The following is a 1,466-nucleotide window of genomic DNA, read 5'->3' as shown; positions in this document are numbered from 1 at the left end:
GGACGCTGGCCCGGCCGACCGCACGGTCCGGCGGGGGGCCATCGAGGGTGATCTCGGCGGTCACGGCGACCGGTTTCTCGGCCTCGACGATGCGACTCACCAGCGCCAGCTGGTCGGCCGCGGCGGCGGGCACCCGGACCACCACGTGGAACGGTCGGTCGGGCGGCTCGTCGAGGACGAACCCGGTGACCCCGGTGGCCAGCTCCAGCGCGGTGCGCAGCCCGTACGGGGTGCCCCGCCAGGCGGCCAGCAGCGCGCCGTGCGCCACCAGGTCGCGTAGCCGGCTCAGCGGCAGCGGCAGCGGGGCGTCCCGTCGGGGCGCGGCGACCACGTGGTCCATCGCCACCCACCCGGCCAGGTACGCGACCATCCCGCCGGGCGCCCGGTACGGCGCGAACAGCGCGTCGACCTCGGCCAGCACCGCCTCGTCCGGGGCGTGCAGCGCCTCCATCACGTCCAGCAGCGCCCACAGCACGCTGCCTGGCACGCCTGCCCGCTGGTACGCCGCGGGCAGCAGCCGCTCAATGGCCGCTCGACGCATCCTGCCGCACCACCTCGATGTCGTGCTCGCCGGAGCAGAGCAGCCAGGTGTCCGGGACGGTGACCACGTCGGCGGTGGCCTGGTTGGCGCTGGGCGACCAGTCCACCGCGTCGGCGCTGCGGTGCACTCCGCGCTCGCCGCCGGCCAGCACGAGCCGCTCCGCTCCGGCGGTGGCGGCGACCGCGTCCACCGGCACGAACCGGGTGCGGTCGCGCAACGGCAGCCCGCAGTTGACCATCACCGGTGCCCACTGCGGCTGCGCCGCCAGGGTGTCCAGCCGCAGCACCCCGCCGCTCTGCGTGGCGGCCAGCGCCAGCGTGCCGCTGAACGCGAGGTCCCGGCAGGTGCCGCCGATCCAGCCCGCCTGCACCGCCTGCCACTTGACGTCGGACTCGAACAGCCGGGCCCGGAAGCAGCCCTGCCCGGGCTTCTTCGGGTCCGGCTCGCCGGCGCCGCTCCACAGCAGGGTGGCCGGGCCGTCGTACTGCACGGCGAGCACCCGGTTGTCGACGTTGGCCAGGCCGACGTGGTTGAAGGTGCCCGGGCGGCCGGCGTTGCCGGACAGGTACACCCCGAAGCCGGCCTGCGCCGCCACCGCCACCCCGGGCGCGCCGCGCTCGGAGACGAACGACCGCACCGCGTAGAAGCCCCGGTCGGCGTCGGCCGGGTCGACCAGGATCTGCAACGGCACCGCGCCGGGCAGCAGCGACACCTCGTACAGGCCGGTGTCGGTGGCGACCAGCAGCGCCCCGGCGCCGTCCCGGTCGATCCACGCCAGGTCGCTGATCCGCGAGTCCAGGTCGGCCAGCAACGACCAGGTCTCGCCCAGGTCGGTGCTCAGGTGCACCCGGGAGCCGCCGCTGGCGCGGACGGTCGCCACCGCCACCGAGCCGGGGCGGGGCACGATGCCCGGCCGGACCGGGGC

At 76.3% G+C, this 1,466-nt stretch carries 1 protein-coding gene and 1 pseudogene; both read right to left on the bottom strand.

The window, feature by feature from the left end:
- A partial coding sequence (locus C1I95_RS33880) for a phage tail protein (RefSeq protein ID WP_111220188.1) occupies positions 1 to 541 on the bottom strand: 541 nt, incomplete at its 3' end.
- Positions 522 to 1,466, bottom strand: a pseudogene (locus C1I95_RS33875) (putative baseplate assembly protein); the annotation flags it as partial. The gene C1I95_RS33880 and the pseudogene C1I95_RS33875, both read right to left, overlap by 20 nt.

Origin of the sequence: Micromonospora craterilacus (assembly GCF_003236315.1) — a bacterium.
Lineage (GTDB): Bacteria > Actinomycetota > Actinomycetes > Mycobacteriales > Micromonosporaceae > Micromonospora > Micromonospora craterilacus.
Note: the sequence above shows the minus strand (reverse complement) of the source record. Positions and strands in the feature narration are given on the sequence as shown.